Here is a 22130-nt window from a genome sequence, read left to right on the forward strand (position 1 = left end):
CGTCTCCTCTTCTCCTTAATAGGTAATTTTCTTCGCCAGCAATTTTTCTCGAGGAGGTAGCGACGATAAGATTTGCAAAGATTTTTCGACCATAAACCCATCACCGTATATAAACTGATCCTTTTCAAGTTCACTTATATATTCATGGTCGTACAATGCTTTTTGCAATGCATTCCATACTTCTTTCTCATTCGCAGGTACAAATTGGACGTTCTTCCCGGAAATTCTTCCTTTTTGACGCTCTCCTACATTTACGGATGGTAAACAAAGAAACGGAGCCTCATGCACGGCCAATGAAGAATTTCCAACCAAGCACTTTGCATTTCTCAGTAAATTGACAAATAGATTACGCTCTAAATTCTTATAAAGATGTACTTGAGGATGATGAGTATACTCATGTAGAACTTTTACGATATCTTGGGAGCCGGGATCGCTGTTTGGAGAACCAATGAAGATATCTAGGCCTGTTTGTATACATTGTTCAATGCATATTCTTAATTCTGCCACGGCTTGCGTCACATTTGAATTTAATGGATGATAGATTAGCACGATATAATCCTTCGTGACGCCCTCTCCTAATTGGCCAGCTATCTCCTCAACACTTAGAGTTGGCTCTGTCCGTAAGCGATCGATACCTGCGCTCCCTACCGTAAAAACTCTCCAAGTCTCTTCGCCAAGTTTTTGGATTCGTTCCGAATGCTCTTCCATCATGGTCAGATGAATATGACTTAGTTTCGTTGTGGCGTGCCTAATTTGCTCATCGACATTTCCGCCTTCTGGATTCGTATTGTCCCCTCCAGCTAAATGGACGACAGGTATATTCATATAAGAAGCAGTTAAAGATCCGATAATTGCTTCCTCTCGGTCTCCAAGGATTAGCAGTAAGTCAGGCTGTTCTCTCACGAAAGTCTGTACAAGTGATTGCATTAAGATGGAAGACGATTTTGCTTTGCTCGAAAAAGAATCGGCGTACAGCAAGTTTTCTATTCTATCTACGATTCGAAACTGATCCTTTTCTATTTGCCGGACAGAATAATCATGCAAAGGGGACAAATGAGCCCCAGAAACAATTACACCTAGATTGAAGTCAGGGTGATTATCAATTCCTTTCAATAATGGATACAAAAGATCGTATTCAGACCGAATCCCAGAAAGAGCAAGTATATTCATTTTTTTATTGCCACTCATAGATTGGCACCCTTTTCGTAACTAATGATCCAATGCTTTCCGTGATATTGGCCAAAATCATATCCAAATTCACCTATGGTCAACTTTTCATTGGGGAAGCATTTGGAGAGATTGTCTTTATCAACGATGATGACGACTGCTCCCTCTTGGCCAGGTACAGTAGATTCGTATAAATGATCACCTAATGCACGACTGTGGGTATGTGAAAAGTCGCCTACCGCTCCCATGGTTCCAAGAAATATTCCGCCACTTCGGAGTACCCTATTAATTTCTTTCATGGCAGCGAAAAAACCAGGCCAGTCATTATAGTAAAGAACTTGCCACGCAACAACTACATCAAATGAATTGTCTGGAAAAGGAATTCTCCCATCGGTTAGTAGCTGCAAATCAGGAGAAACTCCCATAGATTCCAATTTGCTTTTCAATTGCGTGATTGCACTTTCACTAATCTCAACACCGGATACCTGGTAGCCTTTTCTACAAAAGTGAATAAAATCAGCTCCACCACCAAATCCGTAATCTAAAATTTCCTTGTGTTTCTCACTATTCAAAAGTCGATGTGAAACTCTAACTAGGACATCATTGGGATAGGACATTCCAATGTTTGAAGAGTGATAGATGTCATCCCACAACTTCACATTTGTCTCTCTGGCGTTCATATAACTTCTCTCCATCCCTATATCTTAAGTAGAAAATAAATACTCCTGTATTACGTCATCAGATGAATTTACTAACATATCAATCATTGACAGTCCCGCGATAAACTCACCATGAACTTGTGGATATACAGGTGGTATTGATTCAAGATAATTAATTTCGATACCCGAGTCGGCAAATTTTTTTTCATCTAGGTAACTTTTAGAGCCATATCCGCTAATATACTCAGTAGCACACAGCTCTTTACAAATATTAAGCACTAAATCTGACTTTTCTCCGCTAACTTGAAGTTCTGATAAAAGTACAACCTGAGTCTCAATCTTTAAACTATCCATTAAAAACGTAAAAAAAGCCTGATTTACTTCAAATAAAGTAGAATATTTTTGTTCAAAAAGGAACGCTATTTGATCGACATAATTTCCCCACTTTGGTGCTGAGCGATATGAGCTTTGAATGGATTTCCAATGCTTCATCATCCATCTATCCGATACCATTCTTTTTTCCGAGATGAAGTCAGTTAATTGCCCGGTGACTGGTATCGTCAACCAATAGTCACTGTTTTTATCTCTTATTTTATTTCGATTTTGCACACCATTTTTTTGGTATTGAACACTGTCCATCACAACGAATATGTCAGACATTGCGATCTTCTTAAAGTACGGTGCCCAAGGTATATATTGGCTCTGGTGTATGGATATTTTAGTCATCTATACCTCCGAACAACGTCACTAATATAGCAAATATTATCCAAGGTTAGTTTTTCGTGGAGTGGCAAGGAAAGTACCCTATTACTCCACCATTCAGCATTCTCAAAATCCCCTTCTATTTCAAAGAGCTGATGTAATAAATGAGAACCTAACGCCCAAGCCCCGATACCACTTTCTCTTAAACTTTCAGAAATCTTTTTTGCAGAATGATGCTCTAGTATTAATTGATATCTAAAGGGCACCTCTGGCTGAAGCCTTGCAGGATAGCCTAATTCTTGGTCATACTTCTCCACTAATTTATTTCGGTAACTTAAAATCTCTTGGTATCTCTCTAACTGCGAAATTAGCATTGCACACTGATAGTCAGATACTGGTGAATGTATTCGAAATGGAACCTCACGCTCGTAAGAATGATCTGAGTGATCCGGGTCTAGAAAAACAGAAAGCCGAGCATAATAATCTTCCTGTCTAGTAACAATCCCTCCACCATACCCCATTGTAAATAGCTTTGTAGGAGAGAAGGACATCACAGTCAAATCAACGTGTTGGCTGATCGTTGGCGAAAATCTTTGTGCAATATCTTCAATTACTAGAAAGTCACTTTCAAAAAAAGGCTTTACGTTTTGGGTGAGACCAAACATCTGTGGAATAATCACTACATTTTTTCCACTTGTAGATTTTTTCCTTATTGCTTGTTCAAGACTAATTAATGGAGTTTCCTTTTCCACATCTACAACGATCGGCGTTACCCCTAACGAACGAACTGCGTGGTAAACAGATGGGCAAGTAACTGTTGGTATCAGTACGTTGTCGTTACAATTTACATTGGCAGCAACGAGAGCAGCTTGTAGAGCCGCAAATCCCGTGTTTGTAAGTTTTGAATAAGCCCCGCCCATAAAAGACGCGAGTTTACTCTCTGCTAACTTCATTGTTTGACGACCGGAAAAATCGCCCGTTCTTATGGCACTTATTGCTGATTCAATAGCTATATCATTAAAACCAGGATAACTATGGCTGATTATCTGGCTCATATTTGTTCCCCCGTTGATTGTCTATTTAGCCAAACCTGGACTGCTCGGGATATTTACGATTCTCTTTGCTAAACTTCCGACCACTTCTAACGTCATTTTTGGACAATCTTTATACATGGAAATCTCGTGAAGGGGTGTCCATATCGGTCTCGTCATTATCCCCTTCTCATTGGTGAGCTTCAGGATTTCTTCCTGTTTATCAGCATATGTCTCATCTAGCAATAGCACTTGCAACCAGTAATTGCTTTTTGCAAACGATGGCTCTTTAAATAACTCGACTCCCTGCAATGGATCAATGACATTTGCATATATATCAGTTAACGCGCGCTTTTGTTTGATGAATTCGGGAAGGACTTCGAGTTGGGCACAACCTAAAGCGGCATTTATATTCGGCAATCGATAATTAAATGCTATTTGATCGTGATCAAAAGCCCACGCGTGCGGTTTTTTAGCTGTCGTTGTGATGTGCTTGGCCATCTTCGCTAATTCATCACAGTTGGTGAGGATTGCTCCTCCTCCTCCTGTTGTGATTACCTTGTTACCATTAAAACTAACAGCAGCAACTTTACCCCAATTCCCTGTATGAAGTCCTTTATAGAAAGAACCTAGTGATTCAGCAGCATCTTCTACCATCTCTATATAGTAACGTTGACAAATATCTAAAAGCGGGTCCAAATCAACTGGGTGCCCAAATGTATGCATAGGTATTACAGCCTTAATTCTTCGACCGGTCATCTTGTTATAGTAACCGTCCTTGCGTACTTCCCCAATCTCTTGTAAATACTGATCCAGCTTCTTCGGGTCAAGCCCTAATGTATCGTAACAACTATCTACAAAATGGGGAATCGCTCCACAGTAAGAGACAGCATTAGCCGTGGCGATAAAAGTCAATGCTGGTACCAACACTTCATCATTGCGTTCGACACCAACCAGCTTGAGGCAAATATGTAATGCAGCTGTCCCATTCACTACTGCTATCGCGTGCTTTACTCCAGTGTAATCTTCTAGCATTGATTCGAACTTGTTTACATACTTTCCAACAGAAGAAACCCACCCGGTATCAATGCAATCTTTTACATACGCCCATTCATTACCTTGGAAACTTGGCTCATGAAGCGGTATCGTATTTGTCTGAGCAGTTAAAACACTTTGCAACATTTCAACTATAGTTTCGGCTTGCACTGTTTTCGTCATATATTGTACATCCCCGATTTATACTGTTGCAGATTTGACGGTGTGGTAAACCAGTCGATCGTCTCTTGCAACCCTCTTTTGAAGCCGTCACGTTCTCCATACAAAGGATACCAGCCCAGTAGTTTTTGGGCTTTGCTATTATCTGCCCATAGTCGTTCCACTTCACTCTTTTCTGGACGCAATCGTTGATCTTCCGTGATGATCTCGAGGTCCGCTCCCATCAATTCGGAGATGATCTGAGCTGTCTCTCCAATTGAAATCTCGTAGTTGCTTCCGATGTTAATCACTTCTCCGATCGATTGATCAGATTGAGCAACTGAGATAAATCCACGCACAGTGTCCAACACATAGTTAAAATCACGAGTAGGATGAACCGATCCCAATTTAATTTGCCTTTGGCCGCTTGCAATTTGTGTGATAATCGTAGGGATGACAGCCCTAGCCGATTGACGTGGTCCATACGTATTAAAGGGCCTAATAATCGAGACCGGAAGATTAAAAGAATTATAAAAGGAGATCGCCATTTGATCTGCCCCTATTTTACTCGCAGAGTAAGGCGATTGCCCTTGAAGCGGATGATCTTCCGTAATAGGAACATACTTGGCAGTGCCATATACTTCACTTGTTGAAGTATGAATTACCTTTTCCGTCTCCAGCTCACGCGCTGCTTGCAAAATGTTTAATGTCCCTTTGATATTCGTGTCTACATACGTATCAGGTGAATGGTAGGAAAAAGGGATTGCAATCAATGCAGCAAGATGAAGTATCACGTCACAACCCTGCATCGCTTTCTTCACACCGTGTGGATCACGAATATCGCCTGAAAAAATTTCTACTTGATTCTTTATTTCAAATGCGGCGTGATCTAGCCATCCCCAAGAATTGAAGGAATTATAGTTAACAAACGCACGTACTTCGTGCCCTTGTCTCACAAGCTCTTCTGTTAAATGAGAGCCTATAAATCCGTCTGCGCCGGTTACCAGTATTTTCTTACCCTTGAGGTTCATTATTCGACCACCAATCTGTTAGACTACTGTTTCCTCTGCATAGATGCGACCATACGTCTCTTCTAGAACTATCTTCATGATCTTTGTATCATTCGTACAACTCTCAACATATTTCGAGAATTGATGTACTACTTTCTTGGCTTTTTCCAGGGGACTCGTATGGAATCTAACTTCCTCGAATAATTTCATAACAATCGCAAAACCTAAACTGTTCATTCGTTGGATAATCTTCAAGTTGAATTGGTTTTGCTGCAAACGGTCAAATAATTTGTCGAATTTATTGAATGCCTTTTCCAACTGAACTACGTTGCCCGTAGATATGTAAGCTTCCATTTCGTCAAGGAGATCACGAAAGCGATTAAAAATGCGACTTAAATCATTGCAAGATTCCTCAAGTTGCCGAAACTGTTGCATTAAATATGATTGATCATAATCTATATTAGGTTCTAAGTCTCTTAACCAATTACGATTTAACGTTTCCTGCTCCAATAGCTTTTCAGAAATAATCTCTTCAAGTGGCATAAAGGTTGTTCCCGCAATTCGAGCACCGCCTTTTGTCGCGTTCAATATATTAACTGGCTGAATGGAGGATATCAAATCTTCCATTTCTACTCTCATTTCTGCATGACCACGGCTACTCAAAATGATATTGCCGTAGACATTTTCAACTTCAACCGCTGTTTCTTTCTGTTCTTTCGTTGTTGCAGGGTTGATATATGCGATTCCTTTTGCGTAATACTCGTCCCCCAAATATCCAAAATTTTGCCCCACAAGGATTATTGGAGAGCATCCTATATCATGTAATACATTCATGGTAATGCTCGATATTGTCCTCAATCTTTGTGATGTTAGTAGTTCTCCTTCATTTTGTCTCTTTATCAATAAATCCACGATGGAATCATTAAGAACAAAAAAGTTCGCTAGCTTGCCCGGATATTTTCCCAGTGTCTCATAACCGATCGTTGATCCAAATATAAGCGGAATCTCCGTTATGTTGTCCTCTATTATTTTTTCAAATACTTTCGCATTCATTACACTTCCATCATAGGAGAAAGCAGCATCTGGATAAATTCCATGTGCAACCAACGAGTTGATAGCCGAACCAACAGAGAATATGTATGCCAATCCTTCTTCCTTGATTTTTCTGAGGTTATCATATTCATCATTAAGCGACGGTCCTGCTGCAACTATAATCGCTGGTTTATCCTTGAATATTTGTTTATGCCCATGTAAAATATTGGGTAATTTTATCATATAAGGTAGATTTTTCAGTCCGTTTATTGCTTCCCTTTTTGAAAAGATTAAACGAGTCGCTATCATCTCTTTATTCTCGTACACAGATTCACGGAATACTTTTACAAAATGTCGGGTTGATTCCGGGTATATCCTATCATAGCTATTGAGTATGATAATTTTTACTTCCTTATCTAAAAGATGCGTGTATTTACGTAAATTCAATTTTAAATCTTCATCACTTCTCTCGATCATCACATTCAGCAATCGTTTACTTGGCTGCCACATGCTAAGATCAAAAACGGATAGAAACTTAGTGAAAATCGAGATATTTGGTTCATAAAGAGAGAAAGTAACATCGGGGTATTGCTTTAGAAATGCCTCAATATGGTATCCCAGACCAACACCATAAAACAAAACATGCTGACTTTGGTCAACATCTTGTATGGTGTTCACAAATCTCTCTGCATCTGCTACTGGATCATATTTGCTGTGGATATAGTTCCAACCGGATTCGATTTGTACTGAAAGCGTAGGTAATTGATTTCTTGTCACTTCTATGCGAACATGATCTTCATTCTCTTTTTTTTCTGTTATCTGATTCCAAACACTAGGATAATGAGCCTTCAGAACTTGTATATTTTCAGTTAGTATCAATACTCTTCCCTCCCTTTGCAGGCGACAGAGCATCTCGTGCTTTTTCAAAACGCGGGATGATCTCGAACTGTATAATGTCCCCAATCAGTCCTGTATCTTGTTGATTCACAGCCATTTCCAGATTACTGACCTCTTCACGATACTCCAAAATAGAGTGAGAGTCCGTATATTCTGCAACTTTACTGATCCATTCGATACTCTCAATAAGCTTCCCTAAGTCGTTCCACGTTTCCGCGGATGGACCATTGTAAAAATCATGGTAAAGCGTCTCGAGCAATGGCAAAGCGTTACACAAATACTGCTCAACGGAGAGTAATGTGTCCTCCTTCAGTTGTTCTTCCGTTAGCATAATGGCCACCATTGTTTCAATAGAGTCGCCTCTCTCAGTAACGAGATCAGCTAACTCACCATAATATTCTTCTCCATCTATCTGAAATCCACAAAATACTAAGGATTGCTCCTCTACAGCCTGATTGATGATATCCAAAACAGTTTCAACTACACCTGAATTATTTTCCAAAACATATTCTTGCCCAGCTGCATACAGTCTCATGATCCTGGCCACCTCCGCATTCTTCTTTACTAGTATCGGCTAATCAAATTCTTACGTTTATATGATATACATAGAAATAAAAAAAAGCATGGGCATCCTTACGGAATTCCATGCTTTCATCTTACTTGCTATTAGCGGAGAAGTTGCAGAACACCTTGTGGCAATTGGTTAGCTTGAGCCAACATTGCTTGGGATGCTTGAGTCAGAATGTTGTTCTTAGTGAACGCCATTTGCTCTTTCGCCATATCTACGTCGCGGATACGGGATTCTGCAGCTGTCAGGTTTTCGGAAGTAATGTTCAGGTTGTTGATTGTGTTTTCCAGACGGTTTTGGTTCGCACCCAGGTAAGAACGCGCAGCACTCACCAGGTTGATTACAGCGTCAATGCTACCCAATACTTTAGAAGCTCCAGTCGCACTATTGAGGTCCCATGCTGCAACAGCAGTTTCTACATCAACAATGGAAAACTCAACTGCAGAAAGAGTCAATTTTTGACCTGCTTCTTGACCGATTTGGATATCTACAGAAGCGGTACCATTCAACAAAGTGATCCCATTGAATTTGGTGTTGGTTTTAATGTTAGTAACCTCTTTGGAGAGCTCTTTCAGTTCTTCATCCAGGCGAGCACGGTCATCAGCATCACTGTAAGTTCCGTTCGCGGATTGAGTAGCCAATTCTTTAATACGAACGAGCATGTTGTTCACTGTTTGCAGTGCACCCTCAGCTACTTGAATCAAGGAGATACCGTCTTGGGAGTTACGGGAAGCTTGCTCCATACCACGGATTTGTGCACGCATACGCTCGGAGATGGAGAGACCAGCTGCATCGTCAGCCGCACGGTTGATGCGGTAGCCGGAAGACAGTTTCTCAACGTTTTTAGCCAGGTTGCCGGAGTTTACACCCATTTGACGGTGTGTGTTTTGAGCAGACATATTGTGTTGGATAATCATGTACAATTCCTCCTTGAGTGTGACAGTCACGTCCATGTGACTGCTGTATATTAGATGGGACACATCACAACCGCGCGTTTGCAATTATGTCCTTACACTTTTAATATCGGCCGAGTTTATCATTTTATTTAGTACTTTTTTACTCTTTCTCTTAAAATTCTTCCCGATTTCTTATGTATTTTTCGAGAATCACCGATTCATATAGTGAAATAGCTCAAAGGAGGACTTAATTTGTCTCATTCAAACGATTTCATCCTCGTCCCCAAATATATGGATCAGTTTCAGTGTATTGGATCGTCCTGTGAAGACACTTGTTGTGCAGGTTGGAGCGTAACAATAGACAAGGCAACCTATAAAAAGTACAAAAAAATAAAAGTCCCTGGTATGGCAAAAAAGCTGGATAAGGTTGTAACAAGAAATCGAATGAATCCAACTGATAACAACTATGCCAGGATGTCTATGTCAGATTGCAAAAGCTGTCCCATGCTGTCTCCTGATCTCCTTTGTGAAATACAGTTACAACTAGGTGAGGAGTACCTTTCGTCAACCTGTGCCTCTTATCCGCGTGTAACGAATATTGTAAACGGAAACTATGAAATGTCTGCAAACCTGTCATGTCCAGAAGCTGCCCGACTCGCCTTGTTGAATCCCGAGCCCATGGAGTTTTTTGAAATCAAGAGAAATGGTAACCGTAAATTCTCAGTCTTCTCTCAATTTGACCCAGAAAAATACAACTCTACTCAATTTCCATTCTATTTTTGGGATATACGCATATTTTCGATCGAACTAATACAAAACAGAAGCTATTCAATAACAGATCGTGTCCTAGTCCTGGGATTGTTTTATCAGAATCTGCAAGAACTAGTAGAGCAAAACAAAGCTTCTGATGTTCCTCAACTCATTGAAAACTATCGAAAACTAGTCAAGGCTGGATCTTTACGTGATTCTTTACGACAAATTCCAATTGAAGCAACAGCTCAAATTCGCCTCTTAAAAGAACTCATTGATGTTCGTATTCATGCTGGAGGTGCAAACCAACGTTACTTGAAAAGCTTTGAGGCTTTTCTAGAAGGAATTCATTATGATGATTCAGCCGATATTGAGACAATAGCTACTCACTATCAGAATGCTCACGATACCTACTATCAACCTTTTATGCAGAAACACTTCTATATTCTTGAAAATTATCTTGTTAACTACATTTACAAAAATACCTTTCCTTTTTACGGGAACAACATCAGTTTTCTGGACAACTATATCCTGCTTGGCTTGCATTACAGCCTAATAAAAATGCATCTAATAGGGATTGCTGGATACTACAAAGCTGATTTAAAGGTTGATCATATCCTTACGTTAATTCAATCACTTGCAAAAACAATTGAGCACAATAACCGGTATCTCCAATTTGCTTTCGATTACTTGAAAATAAGAGAATTTTCATCAATCGCAGGTATGGCTATTTTTCTGAAAAACTAAGTGTTCTTCCACTTATAGTTCAAGACAATAAAAAACGTGGCAAAATGTATGTACACTTTGCCACGTTACCCACTTTATTTATCTTTTTTGACTGCTGTATGACCGTTCAGGATAAGCCCCTTCACCGCCGCCCAATCCCCTTGACTCTGCGTCGCCAGCCGGTTCTCTTCCTGAATCGCATCAAAAATCTCTTTGCGATACACATCCAAACTTCGTGGTGCATCGATGCCGATCTTTACTTGATCTCCATCAACGGAGATAATCTTGATTTCAATGGCGTCACCAATCATGATAGATTCATTCTTCTTACGAGAAAGGACCAGCATGCAAACACCACCTACCTTCGGCCGGCAGCTTGTTGCTCAAACAACGGCTGACGAATGGAATATGTATCTTCCTGCAGGATGACTTGTCTGCCCATACGGTTGGACAGATTCACCACGATAGGGGCCTTCAGGTTTACTGTTGCCTGGTTGCTTCCGCGTATCGTGACAATTGAGAACACCGCTATCTGGGATTGTTCCTCTATGCGCAGCGCACCTTTTGCCACATCTGATATTTCAAACTTGTACTCAGGAAAAAAGGAAAAGGGATCAATGACCCAAAATCCCACATCTTTCTCTTCCGTCGACTGAATCAAAAAAAAGGGACTCTCCTCTTCCTGCATCAACTGAAAAAACTGCAAATGAGAAAACCCCGGGATGCCATCTTCAAAAAATAGCTTGCCCAATTCCACTTGTTGACTTGCGTTCATGTTTTCCCCTCGCTCACATCATTTGATCCAGTTGACTGCCTACCACATCTATTTTCAGACTATTGTATTGTATCATATATGGCTCGACCTTGCCCGGAGTATAGGATAATTCAGGAGGTCTCGTTACAGGATTGATACTCATCCCGTTACGCTGCACGTTAATCACTACGGGCTTGAGTTCAATGCTGATATCGACCCCTTCATCATCAGAGGCAGCTGGTGGAGTGTAACCTCCTTCAAGTGCCCGCAACCCTTTTTCCCGTCCAATTTCGGCTATAGCGTTCTCTTTGGTATAAATCCTCATCAAACGATCGCCTTCTTGACTCTTCTCAGCGATTGCCTGGAGAGCTTTTTGCTTCCCATAGGCTGCTAGGCTGTCGCTAAATTGCATGGAGGTCATGATGCCAATATTGGCTCGCGCCTGACTGGAATCAATTTGCAGTATGGTTCGTGCTTGTTCAATATTCAACGTAGCTGGCACTTGCTTCAAATTCATTTCCGCTTGGGGCTGTTTGATTTCTTGAACAGGCTTGTTGATGTTAAGACCTAACTGAGCAAAAGTACTCTCCATCCGAAGTTGCGGGATATGCATAAGACTACCTCCTCCTATTTTTTAACGTAGGAAGTCCAACAAAGTCGGCTGAATGATACGCGCTCCAGAACCCAATGCAGCGGAATGCACACTTTCTTGCGTTTTCAAATCAGTCATAACTTTTGCCATATCAGCATCTTCATTTTTAGACATCAGGCCCGTAATGCTTACTTCTGAAGTATTCAAGCGCTCTGCAATCAGTTCTACTCGGTTTACACTTGCCCCCAGCGAAGCCCGTTCAGCCAGGAGTTTGTCATATTGATTATTCATTGCTGTCTGGAATTGAGTTGCTGATCTACCGTTACTTAATTCCGTAATGATATTATTCAATACCGTGAACATATTATTGGCATTATCAGGATAGTTAAAAATGTTTTGTGCATTCGTATTCGAAGTCACAAACACATTTTGACTGACTTCCAAATTAATAGGCGAACTATTTGTGCTGACGAAGTCTCCTGCACCAGCTTTTGCAGTTGCATCATAAGGGGCCTTATTCGTATCCGTACCTGCAAAAATATACTTACCATTTATTTGCTGATTAGCCAATGTACCCATGTGCTTTTTCAACTCTTCCACTTCTGACGCCATCGTTTTCAGGTCATCAGGCGAAACAGCTCCATCACCAGAGTACACCAGAAGCTCTTTTACCCGCTTCATGATACTCCCCATCTCATCCATCGTCGTATCCGTCATATCCATCCAGGACTGAGCCTCATCCACATTCCGCTTGTACTGGTCATTCTCCATCAAAGAAGACCGATAGAACATCCCCCGAGCAGCGACAACCGGATCATCCGAGGGCTTGGAGATCTTGCTGCCAGACGACAGCTGCTGCTGCAAGTTATCCATATGGCTCATCGATTTATGCAAGTTTCTCAGCATGTTGCTATTCAACATGTTTTGCGTTACACGTACTGACACGACCTATCCCTCCCGATTAGAGGCCAACACGGCCCATGCCGTTGATGACTTTGTCCAAGATTTCGTCCATGCTTGTCATGACGCGTGCGGATGCACTGTAGGCGTGCTGGTATTTCACCATTTCCGCCATCTCGTCGTCGATGGAGACACCCGATACGGACTGGCGCTGGTTATCTACAGTCCCTACGAGCATTTCAGAGTTAGCCTGATTACGAGTCGCTTCCTGGGCATCAACACCCAATTGGCTGATCGTGTAACGGTAGTAGTTATCTAGTGTGGAGCTCTCCGCAAGATCGTTTGGACCTGTTCCCGCAGCGAGAGTCTTGAATTTAACAGAGGCAATCGCGAGTGCCGTCTCGTTGTTACCCACTGGTGTAGAACCCGCTTCCGGCTTTGCAGCTGCGATGGCATCCAAGCTCTTTGTGATTTCCGGGTTGATGGCAATCGTAGCGGCACCTTTCGGATAATCACCGTTGGCAGTAAGCGTGCTAGAGTCCACAAAGAAAGATAGTCCCTGAGCAGTACCATTATTAATATCAGCAAGACTCACACCAGTGCGGTGGATATCATTGATTTCCTTCGTCAAGTTCACCGCTAAAACATCCAGGCGCTTCAAAATGTTAGGAACGATCTGATCACGTGATTCCAGCGTACCCGCCATATAACCGGAAGTCGGAACGAATGCTCCTCCGCCCAACGTCAAATCACTCATGCCGGTTAGCGGGTTTTGTACAGCAGCAAAAGGCTGCGCGGTGATTCCTGTAACGAAATCCCTGCCTTCGATCGTAACGTTTACCATGCCGTTCGTAGACTGTGTAGCCTTGATGTCGACCAGCTTGGAGAGCTTGTCTACCAAGACATCACGTTGATCGTACAAGTCATTTGGCTGATAGCCGTGTGGCACGATATTGGAAATCTGGTTGTTCAGGCTGGCGATCTGCTGACCGAGCGAGTTGATTTCCATCGCCTTTACATTGACGACATTGTCCAGATCGGTTCGAACTTCCTGCAAATGCTTGTAAGTCGTATTAAACGTATCCGCGACAGCTTTGCTTCGTTCCCGAACAACCGCACGTGCGGAGGTGTCTGTGGGGTCTTTCGCCAAGTCCTGCCATGCCTGCCACATTTGGTCCATGACCTTTTGCAAGCCTGTATCGGAAGGTTCGTTCATGATGCCTTCTACCTTTTCCAAGGTTTCCGCACGGGCATCCCAATAGCCCTGACGCTTGAACTCGTTGCGATACTGAATATCCAGAAACTCTTCGCGTAGACGCTGAATGCTATCCGCTTGTACCCCTGTACCGAGGAGACCTGGCTCGATGCCTGCAAACATCCCCACGTATGGAAGTCCTGTTGTCGTCTCCATGTTCACACGCTGGCGGCTGTAGCCCTCGGTGTTTGCATTGGCGATGTTGTGGCCTGTCGTATTTAAGGCGGACTGTTGTGCGAACAGACCGCGTTTGCTTACCTCAATGCCATGAAAGGTTGAACGCATGTTGACACCTCTTTACGCTTTTTTATTAAAAAAAGTTCGATTTGCCTGACGATACCCTTCGGAGGATGGGTTGCCGTAAATGAAGTCGTCCTCCGGTGTATCTGTGATCAGGTCGAGCGTCATGTTTACAAAAGAAAGGGATTGCTTTAGCAACTGCTGATTCAGTTCGTTCGCATCTCGCAGTTCGAAAACAATCCGGTTCAGTTCATTGCGACGGGCAGTCAGTCGCGTCTTCTCTTCCGCACTGGTCGTCAACTTGATCAATTCAGCCAGTGTGCCTTCCTGCAGCGTCAAGCCTTTTTCGGCCGTCAGCTCTCTCACTACATTCAGACGGGCTGTCTCAGCTGCCGTGACGCCCTTGATCAGCTTTTGCTCCTGGCGCGTGATCGCCACCAGTTCATCCACATTCCCTTTGATCAGCACATCTTTCTTGTGCGTGGACAATGTGTACATGGCTTTGTGAAGCTGGATCAAGTTGTCGAGCAGCTCGTAGAGCATTTCCATTTTCGTCATGTTGGGTTTCTCCCTCGTCTTCCCTAGAGAGCTTGTTTATTTCTTTTGCCAAAAGGACAGGAATTTCTCTGCGATCTTGTCACTAGAGACTCGATAGGTTCCTTCCTCTACTTGCTTTTTCAACCGATCCACCTTTTCCCGACGCTGCGGCGAATCCGGATCTTCCACTTGCTTCAGCATTTCCAACGCTTCTGTGGAAATATTTACTTCATCTTTACCCATCGGAATCTTGCCTGTTTTCCCTACCTGAGCATTGCCCGTCTTGTTGTAGGCATTGATCATTCCGACTCGATTGGGTTCATTAATCCGCATGTGAAAACCATCCTCTCAAACCACCGGACATGAATTGTGTCTAAAAAAAACCGATGATACCTCTTAGTAGTATCATCGGCAATTTTGTTGTCCGCGATTAGTTTTTTTGTACAAAACTATTCGTCAGCATCCTGCTTTCTTCGATACGCTGCTGTCGCAAATCCTGACAATTTGTCGTCTTCAAGACGTTGATCCACTTCGAGCTGCTGCGTGATATCATGCTTCAGACCTTTGATACAGGATTCGCAAATATTTCCGACCCGGATCATAAAACCACAACTCTCGCAAGGATACCCAAGGTTTGGATTCCCAGCCACAGATATGCGACCTTCTTTAATAAATTTCGTAATTTGCTTAATACTTACACCAGTCGCTTCGCTCACCTGATGGATGTTGGAGCCACGATTTTCCCGCTTGCGCAAAAAACGCGCACATAGCTCATATTCCTGTTCCACTGTTTGATAGCACTTCGGACAAATGTCGCGGACAGCTTGTACATATAGTGCATCACAACGTGAACAGTTTGCCAGTTTGCCCAAAGACATAATGACACCCCTTCACTTACCTTCTATATTTCGTTCCGTTCTCTACTTGTTGATGCTCCCATGATAACTCAAATCTTGCATGCTGGCTATCGATAGATCGTTACGGAATAGATGTGGCTATGAGGCCCTACATTCTCACCTATCGTTTTGGCGCATGACCGCAGAGTGGAGCCTGTCGTGTAGATATCGTCCAGCAACAGAATCCTGTACGATCCTGCCTCGGCTTGTCCCAGACATTCACCTGCCCATGAAAACGCCCCATCCATGCTTTCCTCTCGAGCTGAACGACCCGCCTGTTGACTGAGCTTGGCCGTCCTCTTCGTTCGGAGGAGCAAAGAACGAACGGGAACTCCAATATTGGCACCCAGCCTTTTTGCCAACAAATCAACCTGATTGAAGCCTCTCTCCTGCAAACGTTGCTCATGAAGAGGAACTGTAGCAATGCAGTCAAAGGAGGTCCCTGCATGATAGTGATACACCGCTATCGTCAGAAGCTTAGCGTAAAAAGCAGCTAGTCGTTCCTCGCCACGATATTTGTACGTGCCGAGCAATTCTTTTCCCCATTCATTATATCGGAGTAAACTGCGATTACTTTGAAGCGTTTCTCCTGTTATTTTATTACAATCCTGACACAATCCATCTGCTATATACTCCCGTCCGCATTGCTGACAAATCTCATCCCCGATGACCGGCAATCGCTCCAGACAAGCAGCACACAAAGAAAGTCCAGCAACCAAGCGATACATGACAGGGTAGCGCGATCGGCTGGATAGCCGACGGGCCAGGTTACGAGCTGCTGACTCCTTGGCCTGCAATACGATACGGCCTGCACAAGCTACGCATGAGTCTGCTCTCATGTCTGGCCCACTTGGGATCGAATCGTCTGTGCCAACTGATTCATATGCCTGATCTGTTTGACTGCCGCTCGCGGTGATGGAGCGCGATCTGCCTGCAGAAACAGGACGGTTCCCGCAGGATCATCGACAGACCTTCCTACTCGCCCTGCGATCTGGACCAAGGATGCCTCATCAAATACAGGAGCCTCTGCTCCAATCACAACTACATCGCTTCGGGGAATCGTCACTCCCCGCTCCAGGATCGTCGTCGTCACCATAAGCCGATATCGTTTTTCCCGGAAAGCCCGTACCTTTTCTTCACGCAATGAGTCTGCTGCATGTACCCCAGCCAACTGGGACGCCTCATCAGGAAAGAACTTCGTCAGGTAGCCGATCACCTTTTCCACATCATCAATACGTGGGACAAACAAAAACAGTTGCCGTTCAGACTGAAGAGAGGTCCGGACCAACTCGAGTAACGGAGCAATCGGGCGACTGGCTTTTAAACGCTTGTGTAGTCCTTGGACGGTAACGACACGTGGCACAGGTAGCGCCGATCCATGGTAACGTCCCGGCAACAAAACGTGCGTGTAAGAACTCAGCGTCGGAAGCGAGAAACGAGCACCGAACCTGAACCAGTCCTTTCGTTTGGCTACCAAGCTTTTTTGGAGATAGCGCGGAGGAGTCGCGCTCAAATAGAGCAGCTTGCCCTCTGGTTGCACCGCTCGGGATACTGCCCTGTAGAGCATCGGATTGTTGTGGTACGGAAACGCGTCCACTTCATCCAAAACGACAAGTGGAAACCGCTGATAATACCGCATGACCTGATGGGTCGTAGCAATCGTAACATCTGCTTCCTCCCACTTCTCTGTACTGGAGCCGTGAACAGCAATGACACGGGCTTGAGGAAAGACACGCTGCAAACGAGGAGCAAGCTCCAGCACCACATCTTTGCGTGGAGTCGCGATCAAGACTCGTCCACCTGCTGCCAACGCCTCTGAGATAGAGGGAAACAGCAGCTCCGTCTTGCCTGCCCCACACACAGCCCAGATCAAAAACTGTGTCGCACCCGGACGATCATTCACAACGTATCTACGTGCTTGCTCTGCTGCCACTGCCTGATCGGCGGAATAGCTACCTGTCCAGCGTAATTGAGAAGCCCGCAGCCGACTCTCTGCATCTTCTCTAGCGATTGCGGAGCGGCTAGGCACCAGCAAATACGGTGTACAGCATTTGCTCCGGCCCATCCCCAGGCAAACTGTACAGTAGGCACATCCTTGTCCGCAGGTATGGCAAATCGTTAGCTCTATTTCCTTTCGCTTGCTACCGCATCTGTCGCATGTCAGTTCCAATTGGTGCTTCCACCAGCTTTTCTTCACAGAGAAACGCACTCCCGGTCGCCAATCGGCCGACTCTGCCAACACCATCCTGTGCAAGATCGGGGTCAAATCAGGACCAGACACATCTCTTTTCATCAGCAATGTCTCTACCTCTTCCCATAGAAGCGCTCGACCTTCGAGGAGGGAACTGATACCTACGTCTTCGTGAGCCCCTAATCCCCCAGTCCGAGCTCCTTCAACGCCCCTACGGCTGACAGCAACAGACCGTTCTTCAACGACCCACTCAAACCACTCTCGCTGTAATGGCTTTTCTCCCATCATTTCACGACCGTACAACGCAGCCGTCTCTCTCACGGTCGAAACAGCCAGCTCCCTTAATTCTGCCAGTCCTTCCTCACTCATCGCCCTTGAGCTCCCCTGCCTATCCGCCAAACGTGCATTTACGACCTCCCGCAACGAAAAGGCTATGGCGAGCGACGGGCTCTTTCCGATCACATGCAACTGGCACCCTTCCCGCTCCTGCCAAAACGATTGATCTACAGAAAAACATGGTGTGACGTACGCCTTAGCCGATCGAATGGGCTCGCCCCCCACTTTGATATAGAGCAAATACTCACACACACGGCTTCCCTCCCAATCGATTCTTGTTGCCCTTAGTGTGCAAAAAGAAAGAGAGGTGGCGCAAATATTTCAATCCTTTCTGAAAAAGAAAAAAGAGCGCGGGATGCGCTCTTACGTTTTCTGCACGTTTGTTTCTTGCCGCAAATCGATGATGATGTCCGTCTGAGAATACCCCTCTTGCTCATCGTCAAGCAAATAGAAGGAGTACGGATAGCGTCCATACGTACTACAGATCCGCTTGGTCTCATCCGAAGAACCTAAATCAATCAAAGAGATGCGGATAGCCTTGCCACTCCAATAAGAACGGAACAGGAGTCGTCGAATGACTCGTTCCAATACTTGCTCGGAATCCCGTACCAATAACCGATAGTGCTCAAGTGGGGGCTCATTGCTGCTACTCATCCGATCAGCCCATTTGTCAGCCAGCATCACGAGTAAAGAGGAGCAGCCATATGCCGCCAACAACCAAATAACCAGTTCTTCCATCACGGTCATACCTCCTCTAGTAACAAGGTATGCCGGATAGCTTGGCCACGGTGCAGTTTCGCTGTTTTCTTACAGCTTCACCCAACCATTTTTAATGGAGATGACAACAGCCTGCGTACGGTCTTGTACACTCAGCTTTTGCAAAATGCTGCTGACGTGATTTTTGACCGTTTTCTCACTGATGAACAGGAATTCGCCGATTGCACGGTTGCTCTTTCCTTCAGCCATCAGCTGCAGTACTTCACGCTCACGGCGCGTCAACGATTCGATCACTTTTGGATCAATCGCCTGCGATTCATCAATCGAAAAGCTGCGCTCTGCTGCGCCCTCTTGCTCGCTTAAACGACGGAATTCCTCGATCAGCTTGCCTGTTACTTTGGGATGGATGTAGGCGCCACCACTCGCTACGACACGCACAGCATCCACTAGATCGCTCGTTCCCATCTCTTTGAGCAAATAGCCGGATGCACCAGAGCGGAGCGTGCGGTATACGTATCCTTCGTCGTCATGAATGGAGAGCATAATTACGCGGGTGTTTGGACTCGCCGTAATCACATTTTCTGCTGCGGAGACGCCATTGATGTGTGGCATATTGATATCCATCAGCAATACGTCTGGCTTATGCTCTTCTGCCAACACGGCAGCTTCGCCTCCATCGGCACCTTCTCCGACGACCTTGAAATCGTCTTCCATTTCTAAAATACGCTTAACGCCTTCACGGAACAATTGATGGTCGTCCACAATCACGATGCGGAGCTCTTGCTGTCTCTTATCCATGGTTCATCCCCCTGTACATGTTCTATGTTTTTTCACATTTTTAGCGGTATTTGGAAAATGACCTTTGTTCCATCGCCTGGAGCCGATTGCAGATCCACGGATCCCTCCAGCAGCTGGACGCGTTCTTTCATACCTAGCAAACCGAATGAACCTCCATTCGCCAATCGTTTCTCCAGATCAAACCCGACACCGTCGTCTTTTACTACGAGACTCAACGAATCCTGGACAAATTCCAGCTTCACTTGTACGGAATTGGCCTGTGCATGCTTCTCCACATTGTTCAGACATTCCTGAACCAACCGGAAAATAGCGGCCTTTACCGAACTGCGCAGAGGAGGTTCCACACCAAATACTACCAGATCTATGGAAGACTCGATACGTTCTTCACATGTTTGTATGTATTTTTGCAGGGTTGGTACCAGTCCCAGATCGTCTAATGCCATCGGGCGCAGGTCGAAAATGATCCTTCTTACGTCGGACAAGCTCATCCGAACCATTTCTTTCAACTCATGCAATTCCATTTGCGCTTCCAGAATGCGTTCATTTTTCAGCATTCTTTCGACGATCTCCGAGCGCAACACCACATTGGCCATCGATTGCGCTGGACCATCGTGAATTTCCCGCGCTACACGTTTGCGTTCCTCTTCTTGAGCCTGAATGACTTTTAGCCCCATCAATTGATGCTGCTTGGCAGACTCCAGTGCCTCTCCAATCTTGCTTAGATCGCCAGTCAAATACCCTAATACGACACCCATTTGGGACACCAGCTTTTCCGCGCGATCGATTGTTACTTCCAACGTGCGCAATTGACGCTCCAGATCATTACGTCTGCGCTTCAAGTTATTTTCCCGCTCCCGATAAATCGATAGCTCGACCTGAATACGACTCGCTTCCTCATAGGCGATCCGGATGTCTTCCTCCGTGTACATATGAAAATTACGACTCACCAACACCAGGCGATTACGAGTCTTGCGATACGCCAGTTCCAGCGCATCTACCTTTTGAATGACTTTGGAAATCTCCTGACGCAGTTCATGAAGATCCAGCTTCAACGAGTTTCCTTGCTGTCTTGCATTTTCAGCTATATCAAATATTTGGGTTTTACTTGTCTCCACTGTTTCAATCGTTCGTTTAATAACTCCATCGAGCATGCTAATGTCAATCGCCTTGTTCATGATTGCTCTCCTTCAAACTCATTTTTCGCTTTCGTGAACAGCTGATGGAGGGTTGTTACATCCACATCTCTCACTCCCACATCAAACCTGGGAATGGCAAACGGATTCGTTCCACTTTTCACGACTCCTGGAGTGGACGTAAATACATAGCGGTAACCAGCTTGCTGGGCAGTCTCCCTTACGATGCTGCTGGTGTAACCATACGGCAGTGAAATCGTGTCTACCTGATGATCTGTCCATTCGCCTAGACCGACTCGGGACATGCTAAAGTCCACGTATAGACGATCCCTGTACTCCTGCTCGACTTCCAATCGTTGCAGATCCTCCCGGTATACAGGAGCCGTCTCTGGCCCCAGCTCTCCCCATTCGTTTTGTTCTTGCTCGTCATGGAGACTGTACGTGTGAGATCCAAAAGCAGCCAGTCCTGAACCTTGCATTTCTTTTACCTGTTGACGAGTAAGCGGTGTTGTCATCTTCTCCCGTTTTCGATCCGCAGCATCACGCAATCGGTCCGCAATGACAAAATTGACGGAGGGATAGCCGTAGCTCATTAAGATCGGAAAGGCATCTGTGTAATAGCTCTCATAACCGTCATCAAATGTAATCAATACAGCGTTGTCAGTAGAAAGATCGCCAGTTTCCATAAATCGTGTAAACTCATCCAACGATATTGGATTTAAGCCATTCTCATGCAGAAAGGACATATGCCCGGCAAACTGCTCGGGTGTGATCGCATAATGCTGATCGGATCCCTTTGCGACGTGGTGATACTTGAATACAACCACAAAATGTCTATACCATAGTTTCGGTTTTGTTGTTGCTTTTTTTAAGGGCGTGACGTTTGGCTCAGCATTCTGCTCTACGCTTATGCTCTTAGACGTATCAACATGGGGAAAAGGTTGCACTTCTGGCACATTCTTTTTTTCTCCAGACACATTCCCCATGATTCCAGCAGTCACAATCATAAATAAAAAGGTTACAAACACAAAAAGGAAGAGCCTCTTGTTCGGCAAAAAAACCCCTCCTTACTTCCCCATAAGAAGATTCGACATAGTCCTACAAAATCCTTTGTAGGCCCTTCCCCAATAAATGGACAGACTTTATCGT

24 protein-coding genes are annotated in these 22130 nt (G+C 44.4%); 1 reads left to right on the top strand and 23 read right to left on the bottom strand.

Features of this window, described 5'->3' with window-relative positions; all coding sequences use genetic code 11:
• Positions 1 to 15: 15 nt before the first annotated feature.
• From neuC to AN963_RS16455, 9 genes are all read right to left on the bottom strand, one after another.
• Positions 16 to 1188 carry a UDP-N-acetylglucosamine 2-epimerase gene (neuC, locus tag AN963_RS16415; protein WP_055745612.1) on the bottom strand — a complete coding sequence of 391 codons (1173 nt, stop codon included), beginning with the start codon at positions 1186 to 1188 and terminating at the stop codon, positions 16 to 18.
• Positions 1185 to 1847, bottom strand: a complete 663-nt coding sequence (locus AN963_RS16420) for a class I SAM-dependent methyltransferase (protein WP_055745613.1) — start codon at positions 1845 to 1847, stop codon at positions 1185 to 1187. The genes neuC and AN963_RS16420 overlap by 4 nt, the downstream gene beginning before the upstream one ends.
• 24 nt (positions 1848 to 1871) lie before the next feature.
• Entirely contained in the window at positions 1872 to 2552 is a 681-nt protein-coding gene (locus tag AN963_RS16425) for a WbqC family protein (RefSeq protein ID WP_055745614.1), read from the bottom strand.
• Positions 2549 to 3583: a DegT/DnrJ/EryC1/StrS family aminotransferase gene (locus AN963_RS16430; RefSeq protein WP_055745615.1), complete on the bottom strand. Its 1035-nt coding sequence runs from the start codon at positions 3581 to 3583 to the stop codon at positions 2549 to 2551. The genes AN963_RS16425 and AN963_RS16430 overlap by 4 nt, the downstream gene beginning before the upstream one ends.
• Positions 3584 to 3604: 21 nt before the next feature.
• The gene (locus AN963_RS16435; RefSeq protein ID WP_055745616.1) at positions 3605 to 4777 is read right to left on the bottom strand and encodes a LegC family aminotransferase; all 1173 of its coding nucleotides are present in this window, start codon (positions 4775 to 4777) and stop codon (positions 3605 to 3607) included.
• The gene (locus AN963_RS16440; RefSeq protein WP_055745617.1) at positions 4774 to 5784 is read right to left on the bottom strand and encodes an NAD-dependent 4,6-dehydratase LegB; all 1011 of its coding nucleotides are present in this window, start codon (positions 5782 to 5784) and stop codon (positions 4774 to 4776) included. Before AN963_RS16440 ends, AN963_RS16435 begins: the two co-directional genes overlap by 4 nt.
• A gap of 18 nt (positions 5785 to 5802) precedes the next feature.
• Positions 5803 to 7674, bottom strand: a complete 1872-nt coding sequence (locus AN963_RS16445) for a motility associated factor glycosyltransferase family protein (RefSeq protein WP_055745618.1) — start codon at positions 7672 to 7674, stop codon at positions 5803 to 5805.
• Positions 7661 to 8227, bottom strand: a complete 567-nt coding sequence (locus tag AN963_RS16450) for a hypothetical protein (protein WP_055745619.1) — start codon at positions 8225 to 8227, stop codon at positions 7661 to 7663. The genes AN963_RS16445 and AN963_RS16450 overlap by 14 nt, the downstream gene beginning before the upstream one ends.
• Before the next feature lie 131 nt (positions 8228 to 8358).
• The gene (locus AN963_RS16455) at positions 8359 to 9177 is read right to left on the bottom strand and encodes a flagellin N-terminal helical domain-containing protein (RefSeq protein WP_055745620.1); all 819 of its coding nucleotides are present in this window, start codon (positions 9175 to 9177) and stop codon (positions 8359 to 8361) included.
• A gap of 231 nt (positions 9178 to 9408) precedes the next feature.
• Between AN963_RS16455 and fliB the strand changes: the two genes are divergently transcribed.
• On the top strand, positions 9409 to 10653 hold the full coding sequence (gene fliB / locus AN963_RS16460; RefSeq protein WP_055745621.1) for a flagellin lysine-N-methylase: 1245 nt from the start codon (positions 9409 to 9411) through the stop codon (positions 10651 to 10653).
• Between the two features lie 74 nt (positions 10654 to 10727).
• On the opposite strand, the gene csrA is transcribed toward fliB, so the two are convergent.
• The 14 genes from csrA to AN963_RS16530 form a co-directional block, all read right to left on the bottom strand.
• The gene (gene csrA / locus AN963_RS16465; RefSeq protein WP_055745622.1) at positions 10728 to 10979 is read right to left on the bottom strand and encodes a carbon storage regulator CsrA; all 252 of its coding nucleotides are present in this window, start codon (positions 10977 to 10979) and stop codon (positions 10728 to 10730) included.
• Positions 10980 to 10990: 11 nt separating this feature from the next.
• Entirely contained in the window at positions 10991 to 11407 is a 417-nt protein-coding gene (gene fliW / locus AN963_RS16470) for a flagellar assembly protein FliW (protein WP_055745623.1), read from the bottom strand.
• Between the two features lie 13 nt (positions 11408 to 11420).
• Positions 11421 to 11999: a DUF6470 family protein gene (locus tag AN963_RS16475; protein ID WP_055745624.1), complete on the bottom strand. Its 579-nt coding sequence runs from the start codon at positions 11997 to 11999 to the stop codon at positions 11421 to 11423.
• 21 nt (positions 12000 to 12020) lie between these two features.
• Positions 12021 to 12923 (bottom strand): flagellar hook-associated protein FlgL, encoded by a 903-nt coding sequence (gene flgL, locus AN963_RS16480; protein WP_055745625.1) that lies wholly within the window; start codon positions 12921 to 12923, stop codon positions 12021 to 12023.
• Between the two features lie 16 nt (positions 12924 to 12939).
• Positions 12940 to 14418 (bottom strand): flagellar hook-associated protein FlgK, encoded by a 1479-nt coding sequence (gene flgK / locus AN963_RS16485; RefSeq protein ID WP_055745626.1) that lies wholly within the window; start codon positions 14416 to 14418, stop codon positions 12940 to 12942.
• Between the two features lie 12 nt (positions 14419 to 14430).
• The gene (locus AN963_RS16490; protein ID WP_055746342.1) at positions 14431 to 14922 is read right to left on the bottom strand and encodes a flagellar protein FlgN; all 492 of its coding nucleotides are present in this window, start codon (positions 14920 to 14922) and stop codon (positions 14431 to 14433) included.
• 45 nt (positions 14923 to 14967) lie between these two features.
• Positions 14968 to 15243 (bottom strand): flagellar biosynthesis anti-sigma factor FlgM, encoded by a 276-nt coding sequence (flgM, locus tag AN963_RS16495; protein WP_055745627.1) that lies wholly within the window; start codon positions 15241 to 15243, stop codon positions 14968 to 14970.
• A gap of 116 nt (positions 15244 to 15359) precedes the next feature.
• Positions 15360 to 15788, bottom strand: coding sequence for a TIGR03826 family flagellar region protein (locus AN963_RS16500; protein WP_055745628.1), 429 nt, complete (start codon positions 15786 to 15788; stop codon positions 15360 to 15362).
• An 86-nt stretch (positions 15789 to 15874) separates the two neighbouring features.
• Positions 15875 to 16645, bottom strand: coding sequence for a ComF family protein (locus AN963_RS16505; RefSeq protein ID WP_055745629.1), 771 nt, complete (start codon positions 16643 to 16645; stop codon positions 15875 to 15877).
• Entirely contained in the window at positions 16642 to 18585 is a 1944-nt protein-coding gene (locus tag AN963_RS16510; RefSeq protein WP_055745630.1) for a DEAD/DEAH box helicase, read from the bottom strand. Before AN963_RS16510 ends, AN963_RS16505 begins: the two co-directional genes overlap by 4 nt.
• A 111-nt stretch (positions 18586 to 18696) precedes the next feature.
• On the bottom strand, positions 18697 to 19071 hold the full coding sequence (locus AN963_RS16515) for a hypothetical protein (protein ID WP_055745631.1): 375 nt from the start codon (positions 19069 to 19071) through the stop codon (positions 18697 to 18699).
• A gap of 69 nt (positions 19072 to 19140) precedes the next feature.
• The gene (locus tag AN963_RS16520) at positions 19141 to 19848 is read right to left on the bottom strand and encodes a response regulator (protein ID WP_055745632.1); all 708 of its coding nucleotides are present in this window, start codon (positions 19846 to 19848) and stop codon (positions 19141 to 19143) included.
• 32 nt (positions 19849 to 19880) lie between these two features.
• Positions 19881 to 21023, bottom strand: coding sequence for a sensor histidine kinase (locus AN963_RS16525; RefSeq protein ID WP_055745633.1), 1143 nt, complete (start codon positions 21021 to 21023; stop codon positions 19881 to 19883).
• Positions 21020 to 22036 carry a polysaccharide deacetylase family protein gene (locus AN963_RS16530; protein ID WP_055745634.1) on the bottom strand — a complete coding sequence of 339 codons (1017 nt, stop codon included), beginning with the start codon at positions 22034 to 22036 and terminating at the stop codon, positions 21020 to 21022. Before AN963_RS16530 ends, AN963_RS16525 begins: the two co-directional genes overlap by 4 nt.
• Between the last annotated feature and the right edge of the window lie 94 nt (positions 22037 to 22130).

The sequence above is a fragment of the Brevibacillus choshinensis genome (genome assembly GCF_001420695.1).
Lineage (GTDB): Bacteria > Bacillota > Bacilli > Brevibacillales > Brevibacillaceae > Brevibacillus > Brevibacillus choshinensis.

Excerpts from the sequence above, each read along its gene's own strand:
- AN963_RS16515 (WP_055745631.1), bottom strand. The coding sequence starts at position 19,071 with ATGGAAGAACTGGTTATTTGGTTGTTGGCGGCATATGGCTGCTCCTCT.
- AN963_RS16420 (WP_055745613.1), bottom strand. The coding sequence starts at position 1,847 with ATGAACGCCAGAGAGACAAATGTGAAGTTGTGGGATGACATCTATCAC.
- neuC (WP_055745612.1), bottom strand. The coding sequence starts at position 1,188 with ATGAGTGGCAATAAAAAAATGAATATACTTGCTCTTTCTGGGATTCGG.
- flgM (WP_055745627.1), bottom strand. The coding sequence starts at position 15,243 with ATGCGGATTAATGAACCCAATCGAGTCGGAATGATCAATGCCTACAAC.
- csrA (WP_055745622.1), bottom strand. The coding sequence starts at position 10,979 with ATGCTGGTCCTTTCTCGTAAGAAGAATGAATCTATCATGATTGGTGAC.
- AN963_RS16525 (WP_055745633.1), bottom strand. The coding sequence starts at position 21,023 with ATGAACAAGGCGATTGACATTAGCATGCTCGATGGAGTTATTAAACGA.
- AN963_RS16505 (WP_055745629.1), bottom strand. The coding sequence starts at position 16,645 with ATGAGAGCAGACTCATGCGTAGCTTGTGCAGGCCGTATCGTATTGCAG.
- AN963_RS16435 (WP_055745616.1), bottom strand. The coding sequence starts at position 4,777 with ATGACGAAAACAGTGCAAGCCGAAACTATAGTTGAAATGTTGCAAAGT.
- AN963_RS16450 (WP_055745619.1), bottom strand. The coding sequence starts at position 8,227 with ATGAGACTGTATGCAGCTGGGCAAGAATATGTTTTGGAAAATAATTCA.
- AN963_RS16520 (WP_055745632.1), bottom strand. The coding sequence starts at position 19,848 with ATGGATAAGAGACAGCAAGAGCTCCGCATCGTGATTGTGGACGACCAT.
- AN963_RS16455 (WP_055745620.1), bottom strand. The coding sequence starts at position 9,177 with ATGATTATCCAACACAATATGTCTGCTCAAAACACACACCGTCAAATG.
- AN963_RS16440 (WP_055745617.1), bottom strand. The coding sequence starts at position 5,784 with ATGAACCTCAAGGGTAAGAAAATACTGGTAACCGGCGCAGACGGATTT.
- AN963_RS16475 (WP_055745624.1), bottom strand. The coding sequence starts at position 11,999 with ATGCATATCCCGCAACTTCGGATGGAGAGTACTTTTGCTCAGTTAGGT.
- fliW (WP_055745623.1), bottom strand. The coding sequence starts at position 11,407 with ATGAACGCAAGTCAACAAGTGGAATTGGGCAAGCTATTTTTTGAAGAT.
- AN963_RS16500 (WP_055745628.1), bottom strand. The coding sequence starts at position 15,788 with ATGTCTTTGGGCAAACTGGCAAACTGTTCACGTTGTGATGCACTATAT.
- flgK (WP_055745626.1), bottom strand. The coding sequence starts at position 14,418 with ATGCGTTCAACCTTTCATGGCATTGAGGTAAGCAAACGCGGTCTGTTC.
- AN963_RS16490 (WP_055746342.1), bottom strand. The coding sequence starts at position 14,922 with ATGGAAATGCTCTACGAGCTGCTCGACAACTTGATCCAGCTTCACAAA.
- AN963_RS16425 (WP_055745614.1), bottom strand. The coding sequence starts at position 2,552 with ATGACTAAAATATCCATACACCAGAGCCAATATATACCTTGGGCACCG.
- AN963_RS16430 (WP_055745615.1), bottom strand. The coding sequence starts at position 3,583 with ATGAGCCAGATAATCAGCCATAGTTATCCTGGTTTTAATGATATAGCT.